We start from the raw sequence: 25,141 nt of genomic DNA on the forward strand, positions 1-25,141 counted from the left end.
GATTTTAAACTGTCAATTGAAAAATTCCGACAAAAATGATGAATTAAATGTTTTAACAGCAATATTTATAAACTGATGGGACCACCAAAGTACACCTATTGCCATTAATATGCCAAGTTGAGAAAACCTAAAAAATTCTTTAATTTTAAGTTCTTGCCTTCCTTCAAATATTGCCATAAAAGGGATTATGGAAGTATTTTGTTTAAACTTTTCAAATTCATCTCCAAATCTTTTGGCTAATCTTTTATCCCCATGCCAGATCGCAAAAAGATGATGAAATATTAACCCAATAGAAGTTATTAATGTGAAAGATGAACCAATCCATAAAGTATGAGCAAAACACCAAATTATCTGACCAAATGCTTGCGGATGTCTTGTAATTCTCATTATTCCCGTTCCGTAAATTCTCACTTTAGGTTTTAAAACTGAAGGAATTTCTAACAAATTGTAAGTAGCGGGATATAAAAATAAAAAACTTATTGCAGTTAAAAACCAAACTATTAAAAAAACGAAACTATTGCCCTGAAAATTCCATAATCTTATTCCATCATATCTGTGAGCTAAAAAATAACTAATCAAGATAATTGCAGATGGCAAACTTAAAAGAACAAAGCATAAGCGCCATAATCTTGGTCCCATAATAGATTCTGCTTTAATTCTTAAAGCAGCTCCACCACTATGTATTACTGCAAAAATAAAAATCAATAATAAAATTACAATAGAAGTTTTATGAGTCTCCATAAATTTTAATTATTCAAATAATTTAATTCTTAACAAGAATACTTTTAGGTAATAGAATTATAGATAATTGTAGGGACAATGGATGCCGGAATTACCCTTTACTCTAGACCAGTTAAGAATATTAAAAGCTATTGCAGCTCAAGGAAGTTTTAAAAAAGCTGCAGATTTACTTTATGTCACCCAGCCTGCTGTGAGTTTACAAATACAAAACCTAGAAAAACAACTAGAAATAACAATCTTCGATAGAGGTGGTAGAAAAGCTCTTTTAACTGAAGCAGGAAGACTCCTTCTTGAATATTGTGAACGAATTTTGAATCAGTGCGATGAAGCTTGTAAAGCTATTGAAGATTTAAATAGTTTAAAAGGTGGAACTCTTGTCATTGGCGCGAGCCAAACTACTGGAACTTATTTAATGCCAAGAATGATAGGACTATTCAGACAAAAATATCCCGATGTATCAGTTCGACTTCAAGTTCATAGTACTAGAAGAACTGGCTGGAGTGTTGCTAATGGACAAATTGACTTAGCCATTATTGGAGGACAATTACCAGGAGATTTAGAAAATTTACTACAAGTCATTCCATATGCTACAGATGAATTAGCACTAGTTTTACCCTCTAAACATCCACTTTCCAACAAAAAAGAGGTTTTAAAAGAAGACCTATACAAATTAAATTTCGTAACGTTAGATTCTCAGTCAACAACCAGAAAAGTTGTTGATAAACTTCTTAAAGATTCTGGACTTGAAATTCAAAGATTAAAAATCGAGATGGAACTAAATTCTCTGGAAGCAATTAAGAATGCAGTTCAATCAGGTCTAGGAGCTTCGTTTTTACCTGTTGTTTCAATTGAAAGAGAATTAGCAGCTGGAACAATACATAAAGCGTTTATTGCTGACTTAGAGGTTAAAAGAGAACTTAAATTAATTACAAATCCATCGCGATATACTTCAAGAGCATCCGAAGTTTTCAAGAAAAATATTCTGCCACAATTTGCAAGTTTAGAAAGTCCATTGAAGAATATATAAAAATTTATCAGAACTGGATTGCTTCTTTATTAATCCCTACTCCTCCATCTTCGGCTTGTCCATCACCTTTAATTATAAATTTATTTTCATTTACATCCGTCTGATAAACGCACTTAACTATTGGTTTATCTCTTATAGATCCAATATAAGCAAAAGTATTCATTCTTTGCTTACATTCTCTTACATCTTCATTACTAATTGCTCCTTGTTTTTGTAAAACTGTCCAATTCTCTCTTCTAATTACGCAACCTGGCTGTAGAGCTGGTTGCGTTACAAAACTTGTAGATGGATTCAAAGTTGTATACATTTCAACGTCAATCACAAAAGCGCTCGCTCCCCATTGTCTACAAAATTCAGGATCTGGAACAGCCATATCTAATTGTTGTTGACTAGCTATATTTCCCTGTCCTCCATCCGTTGTACTAGTAATCGCGCTGCCAATACCAACTCCTAGAATTAATACTCCCGCAAGAACAGCTATTGTGCCTCTACTGAAGTTCATCTTTTGTTCAGCAGAAGAAGCTGGCAATCTACTATTTCTTTGCCTGTAAGGATCGATATCTCTTGGTTTTGAAGAGTAATAACTTCTATTTGAGCCTTTTCTTGGCCTTCTGTTTGAGGGTGGTCTATTCACAATACCTCATTTGTCTTCGGTAAACCCATTGAATAGTTCATTACTCTACAATCTGGGTTATAACTTAATTGCCCATTTTGGAGCAAAAATTTAATTAAACCTTCAATTTCTGATCCTATTTTCCGAAGTTCGTAATCGTCTAAATCTTTCCCTGCTCTTTCTTTTATTAGTTCATTAAATTTTTCATTTATTATGTTTAATGAATCTTTATTCCAAATGAACTCATTATCAGGATCCAAATCAAGAGTTAGTTTATTTGGATGAAACTGTAATTCTTTATCAACTACTTCAGCAGTAAAAATCCTTACATGGCGAGTGGTTGATTTTAAAAGCATTTTTTCCATAACTTTACAAAATAATCAACGAAAAAAACTATAATGTTCTAACTTTAATGTAGCTTATTATTAAGTGTTAAATTATTTCTTTATTTGATAATGCGTGTTGTAATTGCTGGTGCGGGTTTAGCGGGCTTATCTTGTGCTAAATATCTAGTTGATAATGGCCACATTCCAATAGTTCTAGAAGCTAGAGATGTTCTAGGAGGAAAAGTTGCTGCCTGGAAAGACGAGGATGGAGACTGGTATGAAACTGGTTTGCATATATTTTTTGGAGCCTATCCCAATATGTTGCAACTTTTCAAGGAATTAGATATCGAGGACAGACTCCAATGGAAAAGTCATTCAATGATTTTCAATCAGCCATCAGAGCCAGGAACTTACAGTAGATTTGACTTTCCCGATATACCAGCTCCGGTTAACGGCGTTTCGGCAATACTTAGCAATAATGATATGCTCTCATGGAAGGAAAAAATTCTGTTTGGATTAGGTTTAGTGCCTGCAATGTTAAGAGGCCAAAAATATCTTGACAAATGCGATACCAAATCATGGACAGATTGGATTAAGGAACACAATATTCCAGAAAGAGTTAACGATGAAGTTTTTATAGCCATGAGTAAAGCTTTAAATTTCATTGGACCGGATGAAATATCATCCACAGTATTGTTAACAGCACTAAACAGATTTTTACAAGAAAAAAATGGTTCAAAAATGGCATTCCTTGATGGAGCTCCTCCAGAAAGGCTTTGCCAACCAATGGTTGAATATATCACTTCTCGTGGTGGAGAAGTTCATATGAATAGTCCACTAAGGCAAATCAATCTCAATGAAGACAGCACTGTTAAAAGTTTTACTATTGCCTCTTTAAACGAAAAAGAGAAGAAAGAACTAATTGCTGATGCTTATGTTAGTGCAATGCCTGTAGATCTCTTCAAATTAATGATTCCTAAACAATGGAAAGGTTTAGATGTTTTTTCTAAATTAGATGGTCTCAATGGCGTACCGGTTATCAATATACATTTATGGTTTGACAAAAAATTAACAGATATTGACCATTTACTTTTCAGCAGATCTCCACTCCTCAGTGTTTATGCTGATATGAGTATCACATGTAAGGAATATGAAGATCCAAATAGATCAATGCTTGAATTGGTTTTTGCACCAGCAAAAGACTGGATAAATAGAAGTGATCAAGACATAGTTGATGCAACTATGGAGGAACTAAAAAAACTATTCCCAACACATTTCATGGGTGATGATAAAACACAACTAAGAAAATATAAAGTAGTCAAAACTCCAAGATCTGTTTACAAGGCCGTTCCAGGATGCCAAGATTTTAGACCTAGCCAAAAATCTCCCATAAAAAACTTTTTCTTAGCTGGCGACTATACAATGCAAAAATATTTGGCATCTATGGAAGGAGCTGTTTTAAGTGGTAAATTGTGCGCGGAATCAATTAATAATGAATATTCCAAAATCCCTCAAAATGTTTCTTAATAACATTTAAAGTAATTCATTTAAAACTTTTTGAACAATTCGATTTCTCAACTAGATCAAGCATACGAGATATGCCGAAAAGAGACTCAACAATGGGCTAAAACCTTTTACTTGGGAACTCTTTTATTACCAATGGAAAAAAGAAAAGCCATTTGGGCTATTTATGTATGGTGTAGAAGAACAGATGAAATAATGGATAGCACAGAAGCCTCAACTAAATCGGAAGAAGAACTTTCAGATAATTTAGATAAATGGGAAGAAAATACAAAGAATGTATTTAAAGGAAATATTAAATCTGAATTAGATGCAGTTCTATTAGATACAATCCAAAAATATCCACAAGATATCCAACCTTACATAGACATGATAGATGGTCAACGGATGGATCTTAATAAATTTAGATACAAAAATTTTGATGAATTAAAACTCTATTGTTATAGAGTCGCAGGGACTGTTGGCTTAATGACTCAGAATGTCATGGGAATTGATAGCGCTTATACATCAGCTCCATGGAGTGCGAAGCCTGACCCCTCAGAAGCAGCTATAGCTTTAGGAATAGCTAATCAATTAACTAATATATTGAGAGATGTCGGAGAAGATAGACAAAGAGGTAGAATATATATCCCACAAGCAGATATTAAAGAATTTAATTATTCTGAAGAAGAACTTTTAAAAGGCGTCATAAACAATCAGTGGAAGGCGCTGATGAACTTTCAATTAACAAGGGCTCGAGATTGGTTTCAAAAGTCTGAAGAGGGTATTAAGTGGTTGTCTTCTGACGCTAGATGGCCAGTTTGGACATCTTTACGTCTCTACAGAGGAATACTGGATTCCATAGAAAGGTTAGATTATGATGTATTCAATAATAGAGCTTTTGTAAAAAATTCAGTAAAAGCTTTTGAGATTCCAATATCTTTTTTAATTTCTCGAATTAAATAGCTAAGCAGGTGTCTTCTGGTTTGCCAACAAATCTTTCAATTTAGACAGTTCTCCAGCCCATCTTGGATCTGGTGCTTCAAGATTAGGAGCATCACTATGAACAATTTTCTTAAAATCTTTCCTCTTCTTATTCTTGTTTAAGTTTCCACTATTTCTTTTATTTGAAGCAGAATCTTTCTTTTCTGATAATTCTACTCTTAATTTGGAACCATTAAATTCGAAACCATTCAACTTTTGAATTAGTAAATTCGCATTCTCTTCATTATTTGTTGTCGCGAAACCAAAACCCCTACATTCCTTAGTTTCCTTATCTAAAACTGCTTTGAACCTAATCGAATCAGAAACTGATTTTAAAATCTTATCAAATTCTTTTGGATTAAACCCTTGAGGTAAATTGCCAATGTAGATACGAATGCTCATAAATTTTTTAAAATAATTTTGAAGTCTGAACCGTTAAACAAAACTAAGCTATGTGTATTTAATCACATTTTGGCGCATTTTGTTCAATCCATTGCTTTGCTTTATAAATAGCTTCATTAAAATTATCCAATCTTTTATATGCAAGCTCCTTTGAAAGATACTGTAAAAGCTCTCCTAAGAGAGGTCCGTCCTTTATTTTTAAATTTTTTTTAATTACATCACCATTAAGTAAATTTGAAGGATGAAATAATTTATCATCCTTGTCTCGCCATCTATTAAGCCACTCGAAACGGATATTTTCAGGTAAATAAAAAATAAAACATGGAAGAAACATCTCTAATTCTTGATGTAATTCAAATCTATCTAATTCATTTAACTGAGAGATATTTTTATTCTTTAGCAAAAAATGCCATTTTCTTAATAACTTAGTTTTTGAAATTTCAGCTTTACTAAAATTATATTTTTCTAGAGATACTTCATCAAAAATTTGGGAAATAAAGAACAATGGTAAAAATTTTTCCTTTTCATTTTGTTGAAGTTCTGCATAATTAATTTTCTTTAAATCCAAAAAAAAAGAATCTTTATATAAATGATCAGATCCAAATATATAAAATTTTTTTACTAAAATTACCGCCTCAATGGCATTTACCCCATTTACTATTTTCTGTATTTCATAATTAATCCTCTCTTTGGCAACAAGATATAATTTCCCTTTATTTTTCTGTATAAAACTAATTAACTTCAGATCAATTTTGAAATTAAACTCTGAAACGAACCGAAAACATCTCAATATTCTTAACGGATCATTAAGTAGATTTGATTCTGAATAAGTTCTCAGTAGTGAACATTCTAGATCTTTTAGTCCATTTAACGGATCAAGCAAACACTTCTTATCAAATAAAAAAGCAATGGAATTAATCGAAAAGTCCCTACTACTCAAATCACCTTCGATAGTGGAAGAAATCTGATTAGCAATATCAATTGAAATATGGTTAAGAATAATTCTGACCACTCCTCTTTTCTCATCTAAGATTATTAATTTAGATTCAATATTGTCTGCAATCTTTTTCCCAATTTCCATAGCATTTAGAGGTACGACAATATCTACATCTACCTCCTCTTTAACTCTGCCCAAAATAATATCTCTTATGTAGCCGCCAACTAAATATGATCCTTTAGGTAAAAAAGATAAGATAGAATTCCAATTATAAAATTTTATACTTTTTTCTAATTCATTAATTATTAGTGTATGATCAGTAAGAATATTATTAATTTTCATTTTATTTTCTAATTATGTGCATTTGCATTAACTGTAAATGGGTTGATAGATGTATTACTTATCATGATGTTGAAAATAATCATGAAGTTGAAAATATTTGCGATATTCCTAATTTTAAAGCACTTAAACCATACATACACGTATCTATAGTAAAAGATAATAATGGCGATTACAAAACTGATTGGGATGTTCAATCTTGCGGAAGTTTTATAGAAGAATATGGAAAGTGGTCTAAAATCAATCCCGGTTTAGAATTACCTGTTTAAAGGTAATAGATGTCTCATTATCTCAAACGAATACAAAACTACCCTTCATTGGTGATACATAGTACAGATAGTTCTTTTGGCTTTGGATATAGGAAAAATAATAATATTGCATGTGATGAATTATTTATAAAAAAGTTTGATAATGACTTATGTAATAACTTGATTATTGAATTTAATAAATTCATTTCCAAAAAAAATTTGCAACAAGTAAATAAAATATCTGTCAGCATAGGACCGGCAAATTTCAATGCATCAAGACTTATTGTTGTTTTAGCAAGGACTATCTCACAACAAATAAATTGTCCTTTAGACAGTTTTAGTTCATTTGAAATTATGGCTAAAAGAATTGCATCAAAAAACCATATTTTCAAAAACAAACAAACATTCTGGATTTACAAAAAATTAAAACGAAAGGGGTTTATTGCAGGTAAGTATGAAATTTTGCATGATGAAGAGAAAAATACAGATCTAGTAATCAGAGAAACAGTTGAACCAAAAGTTATTAAAGAATTGGAGAGTAAAGAACTTTTTTTTGAGGCTAATTATGAGGATGAGAAAGATTTAACAGAATTATTAGATTTATCAAATAAAAATTTATTGAATAAAAATGCAAATTCATGGCAAAAAGTTTTGCCACTTTACCCTATTTCTCCAATTAACTAGGTATTCATCCAATTAAATCATTAATCTTGTCTTTAAGGTTCATAGTGACATAATTTAAGTCATCTCTTGATGAGCTTTGTGGAGGTTGAATAGGTTGTCCCACTTTAATAACTATTTTTGAAAACAAAGGAATGCAGAATTTAAATCTTATTAGTTTATGTGAATTAACTATTGCAACAGGCAATAATAATTTTTGATTCTTAAAGGCTAATAATGCTGCGCCTTGTTTTGGCTTATTAACTCGACCATTCTTTTGACGCTTGCCATCAATAAAAATTCCAATACTATTATTATTTAATAATTTTTTACATGCTGTTTTAATAGTATTTTTATCAGCAATTCCTCTCTTTACAGGATACGCGCCACAAGCTTTTATAATAAAGCCAAGAATAGGAATTTTAAAAAGCTCTGCCTTAGCCATAAAAGATATATTCCGTCCAAGAGCATGCCCTAACAAAGGAGGATCAAGTAAAGAACCATGATTAGAAACCATAATAAAGGAATCTTTTTGCGGAATATTTTCTCTACCTAATAGATGTCCTTTAAATACAAATTTATAAATTGGGAATACAAAAAGTTTGCTAACTAATTGATAGGTTAATTTTTGAAAAATATCATTTTTCATGAGAATTAATAACTTATTTGATCAGAAGATGATACTTGAGAAATTTTGACATCTTTCAAATGTCTTTTTGCTAAACCACTAAGTACATTTGAGGGGCCAATTTCAACAATATGAAGATCACTATCTTTTGCCATTAAATCCATAGTTTCTCGCCACCTCACCCCATTACACATTTGATTTTCCAATCTAATTTTAAGTTCATTTGGATCGCTACAAAGTGAAGGTTCATAATTACTAATGACGGGGAAAGAAGGATTTTTAAATTTAATCTGTTTTAAATAATCAGAAAATTTTTCTGAAGGCTCATTCATAAATGGGGAATGAAATGCACCTGAAACATTTAATTTCAGGAATCTTTTACAATTAATCTCTCTCGATAAATTATCTAATGCTTCATTAGAACCTGATAAGACAACTTGGGAGGAACTATTATCATTAGCAATTACAATATCATCAATTTTTGTTACTAATAAATCAAGTTGATTTCTATCAAAGCCAATTACTGCTGCCATAGAACCTTTCCCAGCATTTACCATTAATTGAGATCTTACTTTTATTAGTGATACACAATCCTCGAATGAAAAAACATCCGCACAATACAGTGCCGTAATTTCTCCTAGACTATGCCCAGCGACATAAGTTGGTTTACAACCATTATCCTTTAAGGCATCTAATAAAATAGATTCAACTAAAAAAAGACAAATTTGTGTATTTCTTGTGTCATTCAAATCACTAAGAGGATTAATTAATTCAGTATTACACTCACAAATTTCAAATAAATTTCTCTCAAATATCTCAGAAGCGTAACTAAACCTCTCCTTAGTATTGGCCAAATTTTGAATTTGTTTAGCCATTCCAATTTTTTGCGAACCCTGTCCAGGGAAAACCCATGCAATTGTCATAATGATCCTATTTTGTTTTTAACCCCATTTAATAAGGGCTGCTCCCCAACTTAGCCCAGCGCCAAATCCGCTTGTGGCAATAATATCATTTTGTTTAATTCTATTATCTCTAATGGCTTCATCCATCATTAATGGAATTGTTGCTGCTGAAGTATTACCATATTTATCTAAATTGCTAAGAATTTTTTCTCTAGGAATTTTTAACCTATCTCCTACAGAATCCAATATTCTTTGATTAGCTTGATGTAATACAAGCCAATCAACTTCATCAGAACTATAATTTTTGTTTCTCAGCAATCGATCAATAATTATCGGAACTTCTTTAACTGCGAATTTATAAACTTCCTGACCATTCATCTGAATTGAAGAAAAACCTCCACTTAAAAAATCAATGTTATCAATTATTGAATTCTTATCATTTTTTGATGGAAGATTAAGAAAAGATCCTCTTCCTCCATCAGTTTTCATATCAAAACCAATGAAATTATCAAATTCATTTGTAGCTTCGATTGCTAATGCACCCGCACCATCTCCAAAGAGAATACAACTTCTTCTATCATTCCAGTCAACAAAGCTAGATAATTGATCCGATCCTATAACAATAGCCCTTTTAAAGCTACCCCCTTTTAAAAATTTTGAGGCGGTTATTAAGGCGAATAAAAAACCACTACATGCGGCAGTTAAATCAAAAGCCACAGCATTACAGGCCCCTAATTTAGCTTGAACAGATGGGGCTGAACCAAACAAATCATTTGGAGTAGAAGTAGCTAAAATAATCAAATCTATCGTTTTAATATCCCATCTAGCCATTTCAATCGCAGTTAGTGCTGCCTTGTAAGCCATATCAGTGACATTATCTTGCAAGCTAGAAATTCTTCTCTCAGAAATGCCAGTTCTAGATTTTATCCATTCATCACTTGTATCTACCTTTTGACTAATTTTTTGATTGGTTAGAATTTGATCAGGTACATAACTGCCACTTCCTTTAAATGAGACTCCAATCTGGTTAAACTTTATTCCTTCCAAAAGAGTTTTTTAATTACTTATATAAGTCAAACATAAATTTGACGCAATATGTTTTATGAATTTAAAACTTGAAGCTTTTGAAGTTGATTTAAATTTTCCATCACATCATGATTAACTGCCGAGTGAGCCAGGCGAAGAGCGCTAACTACTGATAAGGACTTACTACTCCCATGCCCGATCACACAAATACCATTTACACCAAGTAATAAGGCTCCACCATGTTCGGCATGATCTAACCTTTTTTTAATTCTAAGTAAATTACTTTTTAAAAAAGCTGAACCTACCTTCCCGCGCCTCCCTCTTGGAAGCTCAGATCTTAAGATATCCAATAAAACACCTCCAACAGACTCAAGAAATTTTAATAATATATTGCCAGTAAAACCATCACATACGACTACATCAAAATTACCTGACAATACATCTCGACCTTCACAGTTACCTCCAAAATCAAAACTTTTTTCAGTGGAAAGTAATTCAAATGTTTTTAAAGATAAATCATTACCTTTACATTCTTCTTCACCGATATTTAAAAGGCCAATTCTTGGTTTTTTTACTTGTAAGACATCTTTCGCATAAATATTACCCAAAAGAGCAAACTGATGCAAATAAGATGGTTTACAATCAGTATTTGCACCAACATCTAAGACTAATACAGGGCGAGTTTGATCTCTTGTTGGAAATAATGCCCCTATAGCTGGTCTATCAATCCCTTTCAATCTACCAATTCTAAATATGGCGGAAGCCATCATAGCTCCTGAATTACCAGCTGAGTAAACAGCTTGTGCACTATTATTCCTCACTAAATCCATTGCAACATTTATACTTGCATTTTTCCTCTTTCTGACTGCAGTAGCTTCTTCATTCATCCCTATAGGATCACCACTATCAATTAATTCAAGACGATCATTTTCAATTTCTTTTTCAAGTAATTCTACTAAACCAATTTTTTCTGCTTCATTTTTAACTTTTTCAATTTTACCAACAAATTTTATATTAATCGGTAATCTGCTGATCGCTTCAAGGCACCCCTCGAGAATTGGGCCAGGGGCATAATCTCCACCCATACCATCAACCGCGATCCAAATTCTATTAGATTGCGTATCCTCCTCTTTATCTAAAACATTATCGCTATTTTGTAATCTTTTTAGTGGATCAAAAACTAGTGGCTGTAATGTATTTTTAGCCAACGAACTAGCATTTGAAACTACACTGCTAGCAGTATTTACAACAGATTCAGCACTGGAAACTACATTACCTGCAACATTACCTGCAACATTACTAGCTACATTACTAGCTGTACTTACGACAGATCCAGCACCAGAAACTACGTTACCAGCAACATTACTAGCTGTTACTGCAGAATTAGCTGCAGTATCTACTATTGAAGTTACAGCCGAGTTTCTTTTATACCAAATAACTAATCTTCTGATGGCTCTAGGCTTATTGATTTTATTTTTATGTACAGTGTCTTTTCCCATTTATTTACCCTCAAAAGTTGCAATATCGACAATACGCTGAAAAAGATATCCTGTACCTCTTGCAGTTAATATCAATTCAGGATTCGCTGGATCAGCTTCCAGTTTTGATCTTAATCTTGATATGTGAACATCGACTACCCTTGTATCTACATGTCTTTCGGGTGTGTATCCCCAAACCTCTTTTAAAATCTCTCCTCTACTAAATGGTTCTCCTGACCTACTTACCAAAAGCTCTAGAAGACTAAATTCCATACCAGTTAATCTAATTCTTTCATCGCTTTTAAAAACTTGTCTTCGATTTGTATCAATTTTTATATCCGTAACCATAATTAATCCTGAATTAGGCATCCCAGGAATTTGTTCTTTATCAATTCTTCTAAGAACACATCTGATTCTGGCTTCTAGTTCCTTAGGGCTAAATGGTTTAACTACGTAATCATCAGCCCCTAATTCTAAACCTGTTATCCTATCTGCGACGTCTCCTAATGCAGTTAACATAACAATTGGGACATCGGAATCTTTTCTTAATTCTTGACAAACTCCATAACCATCTAACTTTGGCATCATGACATCAAGGACTACTAAATCGGGCTCATAATCTTTAAATAACTTTAGTGCCTCTTTGCCATCGCATGCAGTTACAACTTTGTAGCCAATCATGGAGAGACGCGTCTCCAAAATTCTTCTTATACTTGCCTCGTCATCTGCGACCAGGATTGTTTCTTTAGTTTGACTAGATAGAGCCATTTGTTTCTATTAGCTAATCAGAAAGAGAATTTGTTCTTAACCTAATCTAACTTGTAGAGGGGCAATATCCCAAATATTCTAGTTCCTTTAATTCATTCAGATACTAAATGACTAGCAAATTATCGTCTTTCATTTGTCAGAATTGTGGCTCTGAAACTTCTCAATACTTTGGAAGGTGCCTTAATTGCAACTCATGGAATTCCATTGTTGAAGAAATTAAAAGCAAGAGATCTAAATATCAAGATATTAAAAATAGTAAAAAGTCCATAGAATTTAATGAGATTTCATCTAAAAAAATATCAAGATTTACCAGTGGCTTTAAGGAATTTGATCGAGTTCTTGGAGGTGGTATAGTTCCTGGATCTGTAGTTTTACTTGGAGGAGAGCCAGGCATAGGTAAAAGCACAATAGTACTTCAATCAGCAGGAAAAATATCTCTTAAAGAGAAGGTTTTATATGTTACTGCAGAAGAATCTTTAGAACAAGTAAAAATCAGATGGGAAAGATTAAATCAAAACTGTTTTGATTTAAAAATTTTTGCTGAAACTAATTTAACCCAAATTATTGAAGAGATTAAACGTGTAAATCCAAATTTCGCAATTATTGATAGTATTCAAGCGATCCATAATCATGAGATGGAAAGTTCGCCAGGATCAGTTTCTCAAGTCAGGGCATGTTCATCTGAATTGCAAAATCTTGCAAAAGAAAATAATATTGCACTTTTAATTATTGGCCATGTAACGAAAGATGGGGCCTTGGCTGGTCCAAAAACTTTAGAGCATTTAGTTGATGTGGTAATAAACTTTGAGGGAGATAATATTTCCTCACATAGACTACTTAGAAGTATAAAGAATCGATTTGGATCGACCTTTGAACTTGGAATCTTTGAAATGTTTGAAGAAGGCCTAAGAGAGATTACAAACCCAAGCTCAATCTTTACAAACAAAGAAAACATATCAGGAGTAACAACTACGATAACTAACGAAGGCAGTCGACCATTCGCAGTTGATATACAAGCACTTGTTAATAAAACCTTTTACAGTAACCCAAGAAGAACTACAACTGGAATTAATATAAACAGATTACATCAAATTTTAGCTGTCATTGAAAAACATGTAGGCATTAAATTATCTGAATTTGATTGTTATGTAGCTACTGGAGGTGGTTTTGAGATAAATGATCCATCATCTGACTTGGGTGTAGCAATATCAATTTTATCAAGTTTGAAAAATATCGCTCCTTTGGCGAGTAGCTCATTTATCGGAGAATTAGGTTTGAGTGGTCAAGTTAGAAAATCAAATAACCTTCGAACAAAAATAGAAGAGGCTGCAAGACTAGGAATCAAAAATATAGTGGTACCAAAATTAGACGAAGAAATAAATAATAATTTTAAAAATTCAATAAATATCAAAGAGATTTCTAATATTAAAGAAGCAGTTGATTATTCTTTATTAAATTATTAAATTTATTAGAGGTACATATCAATTGAACTTCTTCCTGAGTTTTTTAGCCAATTCTCAATATCAAGATAGCCACCAGGATATAACCTCACAGCTTTAGACCAGACTTCAGCAGCTTTATCAAACCAAATATCTCGCTTATCTAAATCACCATTTTGTTCTGCGTATCTTCCTCTTTTCTCATAAATTAGACCTATATTTTTCAAACATGATGGCTGTTTAGGATTTTCGACTAATGCTTTTTCATAAGTTTCAATAGACAAATCCTCTTCACCATTACTCATATATATTATTGCCATATTTTTTAGAGTTTCCCCTCTATCAATTTTATTTTCTTCAAGCAATAAACTTTCTTTGTAATATTCTAACGCTTCCGAATAATCCCCATTATTCTGTGCGGCTAAGCCATCTCTATAATATATGTAAGCTTTTTTTTCCTTCTCTGCAATAGGCATTATTTTAACTATAGATTCTGCAATTACAGTAAAAGCTTTATCAATAAAATTGTCTCTGTTTTGATTACTAGGCACTGCTTTAAATCTAATAAAAGTTTTATAGTAAATTAAAAAATAACTATTTAAAAACTCTATAACATTTATTATTATAGTTAAAAATGAAGCTAACTATTAATTTGCTTCTATCGTAAAAAATATGAAGAGCATTCAATTAAACATTACAGGCATGAAATGTGGTGGTTGCGTTAGTACTGTAGAAAAAATATTGAATAATTCTGATGGTATCGAAAATGTTTCTGTTAACTTACTCACTGAAAGTGCATATTTTGAAATTAACCAGAAAAATATAGAAATAGAAAAAGTTCTGAAAAACCTAAAAGAAAATGGGTTTCCATCAGAGATTTACATAAATGATTTCTCAAAAAAAATTAATAAAGCGGAATTAGAAAAAAAAAAGCAATGGAATAACCAGTGGCAAAAACTAACTTTTGCACTATTACTTTTGCTATTTTCAGTTTTAGGTCACCTTGCAGAAGGACAATTTATAAATCTTCCAATATTAGGGAATATTTTCTTTCACGCCTCCCTCGCAACGTTAGCTTTGCTACTGCCTGGACGAGAAATAATAATTAAGGGATTTAAATCATTTATAAATAATCGTCCTGATATGGACTCTTTAGTAGCTCTTGGAGTAACGAGCGCATACTTAACAAGTCTCCTATCTTTAATATTCCCTGCTACTGGTTTTCCTTGTTTTTTTAATGAACCAGTTATGCTTCTTGGATTTATCCTGATTGGCCGTTTATTAGAAGAAAGAGCTAGATATCAAACCAGTTCATCCATTGGAGAGTTATTAGATCTTCAACCTGAAATGGCGAATATCTATACAGAAGATAATCAAATAAAGACAATAAGGGTAAATGCTCTAAAACCTGGTCAAGAGATTCAAGTCTTAGCAGGAGACAGAATACCTGCTGACTGCGTTGTTAATCAAGGAAACTCATATGTTGATGTCTCTCATATTACTGGGGAGTCCAAACCTATAGAAGTAAAAGAAGGAGAGAATTTATCCAGTGGATCTCTAAATCTTAATTCAACTCTAAGACTTAAAGTACAAAAGGTAGGAGGAGATTCTTCTCTTGCAAAACTAGTAAGTCTTATTGAATCTGTAAATGCTAATAAACCTCCCATTCAAAGAATTGCTGATAAAATCGCAGGTAAATTTACTTATTTTGTCCTCATATTTGCTACTCTAAGTTTCTTTTTCTGGTGGAAGGGGGCAAAACAAATTTGGCCTGATTTATTAATTCATAATCATCATCAATTCATAACCAACTCAACTCATACTCTGCATAGTTCTCTTGGTAGTAATGCTGAAAATTTCCTCAGTTTAGCGATTCAATTATCAATTGCTGTTTTAGTAATAGCATGTCCTTGTGCATTAGGTTTAGCTACACCAACAGTAATAACTGTCGCATCGGGTAAAGCTGCAAAAAAAGGAGTTTTATTTAAAGGAGGTGACAAAATAGAAATTGCTTCAAAAATCAATCATATTATTTTTGACAAGACAGGTACCTTAACAATAGGGAAGCCTTTTATTGTTGATTATAAAACTAAAAATGATCCTTTATTCTTATTAAGAGTTGCTGCTAGTTTAGAAAAAGAAAGCAGACATCCAATTGCAAATGCCTTAATTCAAGAGGCCAAAGAACAAAACTTAAGTTTATTCTCAATAAAAAAAATTTTCACCGAATCAGGAAGAGGTATTTCTGGTGAACTTAATTCAATTGATGGAATTATCAATATTGGGAATGTTGAATGGCTACTTAGTAAAGGAATAATGATTGATAGTAATGCAAAAAAAATCATTGAGAATAAAGATACCCAAACAAATACAATCATTGGAGTGAGTATAAAAGATAAGTTATTTGGTTTCATTTTATTAGGAGATTTACTCAGGGGGGATTCAATTAAAACAGTTCAGACTTTGAGAAATAACAAATTTAAAATCAATATTTTAAGTGGAGACAGAAAACAAGCAGTTTTAGCATTAGCGCAAAAAATTGGGTTAAAAGAAACTGAAGTAAAATGGGATCTTCTTCCTAAAATGAAACTAAAGATGATAGAAAATTTAAAAATCAATAACAAAGTAGCGATGATTGGTGATGGAATAAATGATGTTCCAGCATTAGCATCCTCAGACCTGGGTATTGCAGTAGGATCAGGAACTCAAATAGCCAAAGCAAACGCAGATGTAGTATTGATGGGAGACCAACTTAATGGATTACCCTACGCATTAAATCTTGCAAAAAAAACTATAAGAAAAATAAAGCAGAATCTAATATGGGCTTTCGGGTACAACTTAATAGCTATTCCTATTGCGGCTGGCATTCTATTCCCTAAATACGGCATACTTCTTACTCCATCAATAGCGGCATTATTAATGGCTACTAGCTCAATTACAGTTGTAATTAATGCGTTATCTTTAGATTAAATGAAAGGAAAATTTATTGTTATTGAAGGTATTGATGGATGTGGTAAAACTACCCAAATAGATGAACTATCTAAATGGCTCCCAAAAAGTGGTCTAATAAAAAAAGATTGTAAATTAATCACAACAAGAGAGCCAGGAGGTAGCATCTTAGGTAAAAAACTAAGAGGTCTGATTCTCGATAACAATGAAAGTAATAAGCCTTCATCTCTTGCTGAATTATTGCTTTATTCAGCAGATAGAGCCGAGCATGTCTCAAAAATTATTTCACCTGCTTTAAAAAACAATGATTGGGTGATTAGTGATAGATTTGCTGCTTCCACCTTGGCTTATCAAGGTTTTGGGAGAAATATAAATTTAGAAATAATTAAAAATATTGAATCTATTGTTTGCCAAGGAGAATATCCTGATCTGACTTTCTTCTTAGAAATTTCTCCAGCAGAAAGTATCTCGCGTAGAAAAAATGAAATTCCAGATAGAATAGAATCAGAAGGTATTAGATTTTTAGAAAAGGTAAATGAGGGCTTCAAACTAATTGCTAAAGAAAAAAATTGGAAAATAATATCAGCCTCACAAAATATTAAAACTATTTCAAATCAAATTAAAGAAACTTTATTAAACAATTTTTCCAGTAAATGATTGAGATTAAAAAAAATAATTTTTTGTTTAATCAAGAAGTCAGTACATGCATTAGCAGCATAATTAAAAAAAAATCATTTGCTAATGGTTATATTTTCTATGGGGCAGAAGGATTAGGAAAAAAACAAATTGCTCTTCGATTTATAAATGAGATTTTCAAACAATCTTCCACGAGAGGAAATATTGAAGAAATAATTACCAAAAATAACCACCCTGATTTTCTAATTATCGAACCTAGTTCTCTTTTAGAAGCTAAAGGATCAAAAAGTGCAGATATTGAAAAAAGAACAAAAAATGTATCTGAAATTATTAAGATCGCTCAAATACGTAATATCAAAACTTTTCTGAGTCAGAAATCAATAAACTCGGGGAAAAAAGTTGTTTTAATTCATGACGCACATCTTTTAAATGAAGCAGCCTCAAACTGCCTATTAAAAACTTTAGAAGAACCTAGTAACGGGATTTTTATTTTATTAACATCAAAATTAAATCTTTTATTAGATACGATCATTTCAAGATGCCAAATAGTCAGGTTTCGATCATTTTCCAGTAAAAAAATAAATTCTATTTTAAAAGATTATTTAGATAATTCAAAATTTAATATTAATACAGAATTTCAAGTCCAAGACTTAATATACTCTGCGAATGGATCGCCAGGACAATTATTCAAGAATATTGAAATTTGGAATGCATTACCAGATAAAATTACAAGTAAATTAAATTATCCAATAAAAAATAGTCTAGAAATCTTAGAAATATCTAAATTAATATCTGAACAATTAGAGATATATGAACAGATTTTTTTAGTCAATTTCATTCAAATTATTTGGTGGAGAAAGACAAAAAATGGTGATCTAGTAAAAAAACTTGAAAATTTGAAATTGTATTTGAGAAAAAATATTCAACCAAGGTTGGCATGGGAAATTACTTTTTTAAAAATTTCAAATGAGGATATATAAAATTTAATCTATTGCAGATTTTATTAAATCAGGATTTCTTGCTTGAATAAACTCTTGTTTTGCAGTTTCAACTTGGGAACCTATAGGTAACTCGAGACAATATCCTGCTCCATAGACAGTTTTTATGTATAAAGGCTTTCTTGGATCGGGTTCTAACTTTGTACGTAAGTGTCTAATATGAACTCGTATGGTCTCAATATCATCATCAGGCTCGTATCCCCATACTTCTTTAAGAATCAATGCTGGCGATACAGTTTGTCCATGCCTTTGTAAAAGACAATGAATTAATTCAAACTCGAGATGGGTTAATCTAACAGGAGCTTCAAACCAGATAGCTTCAAATCTTTCTGGCACAAGAGTGAGAGGACCATAATTTAAAATTTCCTGCTGGTTACTGGAGTTTAATTGTGCTCTATTAGTCCTTCTTAATAGTGCTTTTATGCGAACATGTAACTCTTCTAAATCAAATGGTTTAGTAATATAGTCATCTGCTCCAGAATTAAATCCTGTAACTTTATCTTTAAGTCCTCCCAATGCTGTAATCATCAAAATTGGGATATTAGATGTTCTTTCATCTCTTCTAAGCCTCTGACATAAAGTTAATCCATCAACACTAGGCAACATTAAATCTAATAGTATTAAGTCTGGTATATATTGAAGAGCTAAAGCTTGGCCTTTAATTCCATCTTCAGCTTTTTGTACATCGAAACCAGAGTGCTCTAAATGCCTTGCTACTAAATCACGCATATCGCGATCGTCTTCGATTAAAAGGATTGAAATTTTCATATTTATAGACTATTAAATTAAAATTAAACTTTTGTAATATGATTCTCTCAAGAATTTACAAAGATTGCTGAATTAATGTAAACATTTTTATCAATTAGATTTATCAAGTAACTTAATAACCGCAGGGGATTAAAGAGAAAACGTAGATTTTTTAAAAAAATTAATTTTTATAATTTCTTTTGATTTGATTAACTATTACTTAATAATTCAGTAAAAAAATTGAAAAATATTGATTCAATATAAAGAATATCTAATTCAAATTGTCATAGTAACGAATCTGACTTTAGATTTTAATGTGGATTCTCAGTTTTAAAGGTAGCTACAACTAATTTTAAAGTTTTGGATTTTTTCTGAGTGTTTAAGGTAAGAATTTTGTCTATATTGAAAAAAATTTAAGTATTTATGAAAAAGAAATCATTAATTTATTCTGATTTATCAAAAAAACAACTAGAAACTCTTAAAGAATTATATGTTCAAAAAAAAGTTGAATCGATGAGTCATCAAGAACTTAAAAAATATGTACTAGAGATTATTTCTCACCAGATAAACGACACTATTGGCAAAGAAGAAGAAATGGAAGCATGGAGAGAAATGTCTGATTTTTTTGGAGAACAATTTGAAATAATTACCCTAGAAATACAAACAAAATGTCCTGATGATAGAAACATTCTTTCCACAGAAATAGATCCTCAGAAAGAAAGATTAGAATTACTTGAAAGGAATAATTTAGATCAAGAGAAAAAGGATATGTGGGATGACTAGAATTTACTTAGAAATAGCCATTTTGAAACCAAAAGAAAATATATGTTGACTACATGAAGTTAAAGATCAATTTAGTTTTCTAATTTGTTTAATAAAGAATTTCATAAAACTGTTCTGTATACTGTACTTTAAACTTATCAAAAATTAAATTCAAGCCTTTATCGATATATTTTTAAGTAAATATATATTGTTCTAGTTACTGTTCTAAATACTATTAAGAATTAAATTTCTTTATTTTTTATCATTTAGTCGCATTCAAAGCAAATTTCAACATCATTTTTATTTAAATAAATACCATGAGAAAAAATCTAAATTTTAACCTCTATTATTTGATCATAATTTTTTTTAAAAAAACCAAAAAATTAGAGGAATCTTACCACCACAAAAATATTTTTTACCATATTCCAATCAATTTCATAAATAGATTGAATTCAAATCAATAAAAAAGACCCTATTGTGGGTCTCAAGAAGTTTTTGATAATTAAATTAAACTCCCCTGGCGATAGTCGAGGCAAGGTTTGTTGAAGTAAGTTGACTGCTGTTGAATTAATAAAAATGAAAAATTTGGAAAAATGGCCCATTTTTAACCCCTTTTCAAATTCATTATGAACCTTCAAAATCGTCATTTTTTGAGCATCAAAGAAGTATCAAATCTAATTGGAATTTCTGTTTCAACTATCAATCGCCAAGTAGAAAAAGGTACATTTCCTCCAAAACACAAATTATCTGCTCAGAAAATTGTTTTTCTTAAATATCAAATCGATCAGTGGATAGATGGGAAAAGAGATAAGTGGAGGTAATTAAAAGTCACGTGATATATTATCTGCAAGTAATGCCCGTAGTCTCTTAAATGTTTTGTAGTGAATGTGGGAAAGAAATCAAAGATAATTCCAAATTCTGCAGTTTTTGTGGTACCAAGCAAACCTTAACTACTAATGATCAAAGTAAATCTAATTTAAAAAATGATTCTAAAAACTTAATTTATGATGGTTTTAAAAGAATAAAAGAATATCAAATACAAGAATTTAAAGATTTTAAAAAAGATGAGATTAAAAAAATAATTCTTAATGAAATTAATTTAACCTCTGCTGAAGAGGCAGAAAAATCTTATTTTTTAAAAAATATAATTCTCCAAAGATTTATTAATAACGAATACGAAGGGAAAGAGGGGAAACTATATGAGGATTTAATTTTTAAAAACTTCTCAAAAGAAATGAAAAAATTAATCAAAAAGAAATTAACAGGAAAAGATAAAGACCCCAGTACAATGGAAAAAGTTTTTGGATTTTTATTTGGAATATGGATTATTAACACCTTTCTTGCGAATCTTATCCTCGTTGGGTTTGGGAAAGAAGGTTGGTATATTCCTGGAATTTCAGACATAACTCCAGTAATTGTTATGGAAAAGTATATCTTTAGTGACAAAACAGAACTTAGATTAGGAACTCAAGCAGAAATATGGAGATTAAACAGGACGCAAAGAAGAATTAAAGAGGGCATCGATTATTTTCTTAAATAATTTACCCATTTTAAAAACCCCAAGTATCATGACATCGCATGAAGTTACTTGAAGTCTCTTGGCGTTTATTAAACTCCCCGGGCGGTTTTCGAACAAGTCTCTAATGACTTGGTATGACTACTCTTGAACACCTATTTCGTTATATTTTGTGAATTACACTAACTTTACACTAACTATTTTTAAAAACTGATGGTTATTATTGGAATGTACTGAATATCTTGTTTCCTTCTAAACCTAGTAATAGTCACAAAAAAAGAGACTTATGAGGTCTCTTGATTGTTTTTAAATTTGTTAAGGAACTCCCCGGGCGGGATTCGAACCTGCGACCAATCGATTAACAGTCGATCGCTCTACCGCTGAGCTACCGAGGATCATTTTACGAATTTAACTCTTCAAAGTACCTTATGACAAGTAAAAGTGTCAATTATATTGAAATTTTGATGGTTCTTGCCAGCCAGATAAAACACCATTTTTCAACTCTGCTACTGCATCAGCGTAAGTTAATTCTTCATAACGGTGTGTAATCCATAAAGCAGATAGAGGTTTTTTATAGTCACTTGTAAGATTTTTAATAGTTTTCAAAACTTTCAATTGACTAGTTGGATCAAGTAAGGCTGTAGGCTCATCCAAAAGAATAAAATTTTTATTACTAATAAGAGCGCATGCAATAGTTAAGCGTTGTTTTTGGCCTCCACTTAAAGTGTGAACTGGCCTTTTTTCAAAACCATTGAGTCCCACCAGATCGAGAACATATTCAATCTTTTTCCTAATTTGATAATCACTTATATTCTGATTAATATTAAGCAAAAGTTCACTCCTGCAATTGGGCATCAATATCTGATGGTCAGGATTTTGAAATACCATACCAATATTAGCCTTACAATTAACTATTCCATTTTTGGGTTTAATTATTCCATTTATTAATTTTAAAAGAGTACTTTTTCCGCTTCCATTTTTACCGACGATCATCCAAAATCCAGTTTTTTTTATTGAGAGATTACATTTAAAAATTAAATTTTCTTTTTTTTCATGATATGAAAAAGAGACATCTTTAAAATATATATGAGGTATTTGATTTTCAAAAGAATTTATCATTAATTCTATTAGTCTATATTTAGAGAAAATCCTGGTCTTTTAGCTCCTCCTGCGACTGATGATTTTTCATATATCTGCACAGAAATAATTTCTTTAGCTCTGACAGCGATTAATTTATCTTGCACTTTGTCACACCTTAACTCAATCAAGTTTGAGGTCTCTACAGTTTCGTTCATAGAATTTTTTATTTCGTCATAAATTCTTTTAACATCCTCGAATTCTTTCTTCTGAATTGCAAGTGGAAAAGGTGAATATCTGAGACTTAATTCAAGTGAATACATAATAATTATCAAAAACTCTATCTATAATAATAAATAATCTTCTTCAGAAAGTTATTTTAAATTAAATTCTTTTGAGAAAATTATATAAAAGATCTTCAAATACAATTATCATGTAAATAATAGATTTAATTTTGCAATTCAAATATTCATTTCATGGAAATAGCAAATGATATCACTTCTCTGGTTGGAAATACACCATTAGTTAAATTAAATCGAATCAGAAAGTACTTTAATTGTTATCCAGAAATAATAGCCAAGCTTGAAAGTTTTAATCCATCTGCCTCTGTTAAAGATCGAATTGCTTTTTCAATGTTATGTAAAGCTGAAGAGGAAGGATTGATAACGCCAAATAAAACAACATTAATTGAAGCAACAAGTGGAAATACTGGCATCGCATTAGCAATGGTTGCTGCCGCAAAAGGCTATAAATTGATATTAACTATGCCAGATACTATGAGTATTGAAAGAAGGGCAATGTTGAGAGCATATGGAGCTGAATTACAACTTACACCAGGAAAAGAAGGAATGAAAGGAGCCTTAGATTTAGCTAATGAGTTGTCTTTAAGCATTGCCAATAGCTATCAATTCAATCAATTTGAAAATTTTGCTAATCCCGATATTCATGAAAGAACAACTGCAAAAGAAATATGGGACCAATCTAATAATAATTTAGATGGACTAGTTACAGGAGTAGGCACAGGAGGAACAATTACTGGTTGCGCACGTTTTTTAAAAAAAGTTAATCCAAGTTGCAAAATTTATGCTGTAGAGCCCAAAAAAAGTGCTGTTATTTCTGGTGAAACCGCAGGATCTCATTCAATTCAAGGAATAGGAGCAGGTTTCGTACCTAAAGTATTGAATACTAATTTAATAGATGAAATTATAAAAATAAATGACGATGAAGCATTTCATTATGGGCGTTTATTAGCTCGATTGGAAGGTCTTTTATCGGGCATAAGCAGCGGTGCAGCTCTAGCAGCAACTATAAAAATCGGCAAAAGGAAGGAACTAATGAATAAAAGATTAATAGTAATTCTCCCAAGTTTTGGTGAAAGATATTTATCAACAGCAATGTTTGAATCGAATACTTCAATTCAAGCCAGAAAAGATGGTTATCTTTAATCCCCGTTTTAAAAATGAAAAAAAATTTTTATGACGAATTAGGTATCGAAAAAAATGCAACCAAGAATGAAATTAAATCTTCATACCGTTCTTTAGTAAAGAAACATCATCCTGATAAAGGGGGGCAAAAAGAACGATTTCTTGCAATACAAAATGCCTGGGAGACTCTCAACGACCCAATAAAAAAAGAAAAATATGATAGAGAAATTTTCTCATCAAATACCTTACTTGATTCATTAAATGAAAATTGGGAAGAGAAATTTAATTCAAAAAAATATAATTCGTCAATTAAAGACAAAGAGGTTGAGGCATGGATTAAAGAGATTTACAATCCTATCAATAGATTAATTAGCCAAATAATTAAACCTTTGAATAATGAAATAAAAGAACTATCTGCGGATCCTTATGATGATCAATTAATGGAAAATTTTTGCAGTTACATAAATATTTCACAAAAGAAAATAGAAAAAGTTGATAAAATTTATAATAAAAAAATAGTACCTAAATCTATTTCAGCCTTAGGTTTGAATCTTTATCATTGTTTTTCGCAAGTTAAAGATGCACTTTTAGAGTTTGATAGATATACACAAGGATACGTAGATGATTACTTATTTGATGGCAAAGAAATGATTAAAGAAGCAAAAAGGATTCAATCAAAGATGGCTTTAGAGACAAAAAATAAAAATTTTTAGATTTAAATTTTATTGAATATATTCTTTAAGTTGATCTAATTTGAACCAAACATCTGGAACAGGTCTGCGCCATCTAACCTGAGCATATTCCTCTTTGACTGCAAGAATCTCTCCAGGACCTTCAAAAACATAACTAGGTAAATCATCATCACTTGCAAGAGCCTCAATACTTTTTATATAAATTGCTCTATCCACACAAACTAAGCTTCCTTTCTTGAGAGTTTTCTTTGGAATAGAATCTGTCATAATAAAGTCTCAGAAGTTAATTGCAATTTATTATACAAAAACTTGATTGATAAAT

At 31.3% G+C, this 25,141-nt stretch carries 29 protein-coding genes and 1 tRNA gene; 14 read left to right on the top strand and 16 right to left on the bottom strand.

Annotated features, from left to right (window positions below; all coding sequences use genetic code 11):
* Positions 1-12: 12 nt before the first annotated feature.
* A complete protein-coding gene (locus EU92_RS00885; RefSeq protein WP_032514683.1) occupies positions 13-741 on the bottom strand; it encodes an NnrU family protein in 729 nt (242 codons plus the stop codon).
* 82 nt (positions 742-823) lie between these two features.
* On the opposite strand from EU92_RS00885, the gene EU92_RS00880 reads away from it, so the two are divergent.
* Entirely contained in the window at positions 824-1,768 is a 945-nt protein-coding gene (locus tag EU92_RS00880; protein ID WP_032514684.1) for a LysR family transcriptional regulator, read from the top strand.
* A gap of 7 nt (positions 1,769-1,775) precedes the next feature.
* Here the strand turns inward: EU92_RS00880 and EU92_RS00875 are convergent, their stop codons facing one another.
* Both EU92_RS00875 and ndhM read right to left on the bottom strand, forming a co-directional pair.
* Positions 1,776-2,402, bottom strand: coding sequence for a DUF3172 domain-containing protein (locus EU92_RS00875; RefSeq protein ID WP_032514685.1), 627 nt, complete (start codon positions 2,400-2,402; stop codon positions 1,776-1,778).
* Complete coding sequence (gene ndhM / locus EU92_RS00870) at positions 2,399-2,746, bottom strand: NAD(P)H-quinone oxidoreductase subunit M (RefSeq protein WP_032514686.1); 348 nt, start codon at positions 2,744-2,746, stop codon at positions 2,399-2,401. The genes EU92_RS00875 and ndhM overlap by 4 nt, the downstream gene beginning before the upstream one ends.
* Before the next feature lie 90 nt (positions 2,747-2,836).
* Between ndhM and pds the strand changes: the two genes are divergently transcribed.
* Together pds and EU92_RS00860 are read left to right on the top strand one after the other, a co-directional pair.
* Positions 2,837-4,234, top strand: a complete 1,398-nt coding sequence (gene pds, locus EU92_RS00865; RefSeq protein WP_032514687.1) for a 15-cis-phytoene desaturase — start codon at positions 2,837-2,839, stop codon at positions 4,232-4,234.
* A 30-nt stretch (positions 4,235-4,264) separates the two neighbouring features.
* A complete protein-coding gene (locus EU92_RS00860; protein ID WP_032514689.1) occupies positions 4,265-5,173 on the top strand; it encodes a phytoene synthase in 909 nt (302 codons plus the stop codon).
* Here EU92_RS00860 and EU92_RS00855 read toward each other — a convergent pair whose 3' ends face one another.
* Together EU92_RS00855 and EU92_RS00850 are read right to left on the bottom strand one after the other, a co-directional pair.
* A complete protein-coding gene (locus tag EU92_RS00855) occupies positions 5,174-5,593 on the bottom strand; it encodes an RNA recognition motif domain-containing protein (RefSeq protein ID WP_032514690.1) in 420 nt (139 codons plus the stop codon).
* Positions 5,594-5,651: 58 nt separating this feature from the next.
* Positions 5,652-6,872 (bottom strand): CCA tRNA nucleotidyltransferase, encoded by a 1,221-nt coding sequence (locus EU92_RS00850; protein WP_193741777.1) that lies wholly within the window; start codon positions 6,870-6,872, stop codon positions 5,652-5,654.
* A gap of 14 nt (positions 6,873-6,886) precedes the next feature.
* On the opposite strand from EU92_RS00850, the gene EU92_RS00845 reads away from it, so the two are divergent.
* Complete coding sequence (locus tag EU92_RS00845) at positions 6,887-7,138, top strand: Ycf34 family protein (protein WP_032514692.1); 252 nt, start codon at positions 6,887-6,889, stop codon at positions 7,136-7,138.
* 9 nt (positions 7,139-7,147) lie between these two features.
* Positions 7,148-7,801 carry a molecular chaperone gene (locus EU92_RS00840; protein WP_032523331.1) on the top strand — a complete coding sequence of 218 codons (654 nt, stop codon included), beginning with the start codon at positions 7,148-7,150 and terminating at the stop codon, positions 7,799-7,801.
* A gap of 4 nt (positions 7,802-7,805) precedes the next feature.
* On the opposite strand, the gene EU92_RS00835 is transcribed toward EU92_RS00840, so the two are convergent.
* From EU92_RS00835 to rpaB, 5 genes are read right to left on the bottom strand one after another with little or no spacing between them, the layout of a single operon-like run.
* Positions 7,806-8,426: a lysophospholipid acyltransferase family protein gene (locus tag EU92_RS00835; protein ID WP_032514695.1), complete on the bottom strand. Its 621-nt coding sequence runs from the start codon at positions 8,424-8,426 to the stop codon at positions 7,806-7,808.
* A gap of 5 nt (positions 8,427-8,431) precedes the next feature.
* On the bottom strand, positions 8,432-9,328 hold the full coding sequence (gene fabD, locus EU92_RS00830) for an ACP S-malonyltransferase (protein ID WP_032514696.1): 897 nt from the start codon (positions 9,326-9,328) through the stop codon (positions 8,432-8,434).
* An 18-nt stretch (positions 9,329-9,346) separates the two neighbouring features.
* On the bottom strand, positions 9,347-10,354 hold the full coding sequence (locus tag EU92_RS00825; protein ID WP_032514697.1) for a beta-ketoacyl-ACP synthase III: 1,008 nt from the start codon (positions 10,352-10,354) through the stop codon (positions 9,347-9,349).
* A gap of 53 nt (positions 10,355-10,407) precedes the next feature.
* Complete coding sequence (gene plsX / locus EU92_RS00820) at positions 10,408-11,832, bottom strand: phosphate acyltransferase PlsX (RefSeq protein ID WP_032514698.1); 1,425 nt, start codon at positions 11,830-11,832, stop codon at positions 10,408-10,410.
* Positions 11,833-12,579 (bottom strand): response regulator transcription factor RpaB, encoded by a 747-nt coding sequence (rpaB, locus tag EU92_RS00815; RefSeq protein WP_032514699.1) that lies wholly within the window; start codon positions 12,577-12,579, stop codon positions 11,833-11,835. It abuts the gene before it with no gap.
* Between the two features lie 107 nt (positions 12,580-12,686).
* Between rpaB and radA the strand changes: the two genes are divergently transcribed.
* A complete protein-coding gene (gene radA / locus EU92_RS00810; protein ID WP_032523609.1) occupies positions 12,687-14,042 on the top strand; it encodes a DNA repair protein RadA in 1,356 nt (451 codons plus the stop codon).
* Positions 14,043-14,047: 5 nt separating this feature from the next.
* Here the strand turns inward: radA and EU92_RS00805 are convergent, their stop codons facing one another.
* Entirely contained in the window at positions 14,048-14,569 is a 522-nt protein-coding gene (locus EU92_RS00805; protein ID WP_032514701.1) for a photosystem I assembly protein Ycf3, read from the bottom strand.
* 121 nt (positions 14,570-14,690) lie between these two features.
* Between EU92_RS00805 and EU92_RS00800 the strand changes: the two genes are divergently transcribed.
* Genes EU92_RS00800 through EU92_RS00790 form a run of 3 tightly spaced genes read left to right on the top strand, consistent with a single transcriptional unit; the run spans position 14,691 to position 18,583 of the window.
* Complete coding sequence (locus EU92_RS00800; protein WP_032514702.1) at positions 14,691-16,988, top strand: heavy metal translocating P-type ATPase; 2,298 nt, start codon at positions 14,691-14,693, stop codon at positions 16,986-16,988.
* Positions 16,989-17,624 carry a dTMP kinase gene (gene tmk, locus EU92_RS00795; RefSeq protein WP_032514703.1) on the top strand — a complete coding sequence of 212 codons (636 nt, stop codon included), beginning with the start codon at positions 16,989-16,991 and terminating at the stop codon, positions 17,622-17,624.
* Positions 17,621-18,583 (top strand): DNA polymerase III subunit delta', encoded by a 963-nt coding sequence (locus tag EU92_RS00790; RefSeq protein ID WP_032514704.1) that lies wholly within the window; start codon positions 17,621-17,623, stop codon positions 18,581-18,583. Before tmk ends, EU92_RS00790 begins: the two co-directional genes overlap by 4 nt.
* Before the next feature lie 3 nt (positions 18,584-18,586).
* On the opposite strand, the gene EU92_RS00785 is transcribed toward EU92_RS00790, so the two are convergent.
* Positions 18,587-19,369: a response regulator transcription factor gene (locus EU92_RS00785; protein WP_032514705.1), complete on the bottom strand. Its 783-nt coding sequence runs from the start codon at positions 19,367-19,369 to the stop codon at positions 18,587-18,589.
* 402 nt (positions 19,370-19,771) lie between these two features.
* Here EU92_RS00785 and EU92_RS00780 point away from each other — a divergent pair, with 402 nt between their 5' ends.
* The 3 genes from EU92_RS00780 (at position 19,772) to EU92_RS00775 (ending at position 21,650) form a co-directional block, all read left to right on the top strand.
* Positions 19,772-20,131, top strand: coding sequence for a DUF7326 family protein (locus tag EU92_RS00780; protein ID WP_032514707.1), 360 nt, complete (start codon positions 19,772-19,774; stop codon positions 20,129-20,131).
* A 605-nt stretch (positions 20,132-20,736) separates the two neighbouring features.
* On the top strand, positions 20,737-20,931 hold the full coding sequence (locus EU92_RS09620) for a helix-turn-helix transcriptional regulator (protein ID WP_032514708.1): 195 nt from the start codon (positions 20,737-20,739) through the stop codon (positions 20,929-20,931).
* 50 nt (positions 20,932-20,981) lie between these two features.
* Positions 20,982-21,650, top strand: coding sequence for a zinc ribbon domain-containing protein (locus EU92_RS00775; protein WP_032514709.1), 669 nt, complete (start codon positions 20,982-20,984; stop codon positions 21,648-21,650).
* A 299-nt stretch (positions 21,651-21,949) separates the two neighbouring features.
* Here the strand turns inward: EU92_RS00775 and EU92_RS00770 are convergent.
* From EU92_RS00770 to EU92_RS00760, 3 genes are all read right to left on the bottom strand, one after another.
* Positions 21,950-22,021, bottom strand: a tRNA-Asn gene (locus tag EU92_RS00770).
* 49 nt (positions 22,022-22,070) lie between these two features.
* The gene (locus tag EU92_RS00765; RefSeq protein ID WP_032514710.1) at positions 22,071-22,745 is read right to left on the bottom strand and encodes an ABC transporter ATP-binding protein; all 675 of its coding nucleotides are present in this window, start codon (positions 22,743-22,745) and stop codon (positions 22,071-22,073) included.
* 8 nt (positions 22,746-22,753) lie between these two features.
* On the bottom strand, positions 22,754-23,026 hold the full coding sequence (locus EU92_RS00760) for a hypothetical protein (protein WP_032514711.1): 273 nt from the start codon (positions 23,024-23,026) through the stop codon (positions 22,754-22,756).
* Between the two features lie 153 nt (positions 23,027-23,179).
* On the opposite strand from EU92_RS00760, the gene cysK reads away from it, so the two are divergent.
* Both cysK and EU92_RS00750 read left to right on the top strand, forming a co-directional pair.
* Complete coding sequence (gene cysK / locus EU92_RS00755; protein WP_032514713.1) at positions 23,180-24,148, top strand: cysteine synthase A; 969 nt, start codon at positions 23,180-23,182, stop codon at positions 24,146-24,148.
* Between the two features lie 14 nt (positions 24,149-24,162).
* Positions 24,163-24,840: a J domain-containing protein gene (locus EU92_RS00750; RefSeq protein ID WP_032514715.1), complete on the top strand. Its 678-nt coding sequence runs from the start codon at positions 24,163-24,165 to the stop codon at positions 24,838-24,840.
* Positions 24,841-24,849: 9 nt separating this feature from the next.
* Here EU92_RS00750 and EU92_RS00745 read toward each other — a convergent pair whose 3' ends face one another.
* Complete coding sequence (locus EU92_RS00745) at positions 24,850-25,086, bottom strand: NAD(P)H-quinone oxidoreductase subunit O (protein ID WP_032514716.1); 237 nt, start codon at positions 25,084-25,086, stop codon at positions 24,850-24,852.
* Positions 25,087-25,141: the final 55 nt, after the last annotated feature.

The sequence above is a fragment of the Prochlorococcus marinus str. MIT 9107 genome, from assembly GCF_000759855.1.
Lineage (GTDB): Bacteria > Cyanobacteriota > Cyanobacteriia > PCC-6307 > Cyanobiaceae > Prochlorococcus_A > Prochlorococcus_A marinus_N.